Below are 735 nucleotides of genomic sequence, written 5' to 3'. Positions count from 1 at the left end.
AATCGTCGAAAGCTCAGACATGAATGTTCAGGTTGAACGAACATTGATGTCTGGTCTTTGTGCCAGAACTGTTCTTTAAAAATTTGGGTATGTGATAGAAGTAGACTGAATAATCTCTTTCACTGGTGATTATTCAAGTCAAGGTAAAATTTGCGAGTTCAAGCGCGAATTTTCGGCGAATGTCGTCTTCACGTTCGAGACAGTAACCAGATTGCTTGGGGTTATATGGTCAAGTGAAGAAGCGCATACGGTGGATGCCTTGGCAGTCAGAGGCGATGAAAGACGTGGTAGCCTGCGATAAGCTTCGGGGAGTCGGCAAACAGACTTTGATCCGGAGATCTCTGAATGGGGAAACCCACCCGGGATAACCTGGGTATCTTGCACTGAATACATAGGTGTAAGAGGCGAACCAGGGGAACTGAAACATCTAAGTACCCTGAGGAAAAGAAATCAACCGAGATTCCCTTAGTAGTGGCGAGCGAACGGGGACTAGCCCTTAAGCTTCTTTGAATCTAACAGAACGCTCTGGAAAGTGCGGCCATAGTGGGTGATAGCCCCGTATGTGAAAGGTTCTTTGAAGTGAAATCGAGTAGGACGGAGCACGAGAAACTTTGTCTGAACATGGGGGGACCATCCTCCAAGGCTAAATACTACTGACTGACCGATAGTGAACCAGTACCGTGAGGGAAAGGCGAAAAGAACCCCGGAGAGGGGAGTGAAATAGAACCTGAAACC

1 rRNA gene is annotated in these 735 nt (G+C 47.2%); it reads left to right on the top strand.

Annotated elements, in window-relative coordinates:
• Nucleotides 1–227 precede the first annotated feature (227 nt).
• Nucleotides 228–735 (top strand): 23S ribosomal RNA (locus C167_RS0100360); the annotation flags it as partial.

The organism is Pseudomonas nitroreducens TX1 (genome assembly GCF_000313755.1).
In the GTDB taxonomy this organism is placed as follows: Bacteria; Pseudomonadota; Gammaproteobacteria; order Pseudomonadales; family Pseudomonadaceae; genus Pseudomonas; species Pseudomonas nitroreducens_A.
This window is presented reverse-complemented; position numbering and strand designations above follow the sequence as displayed.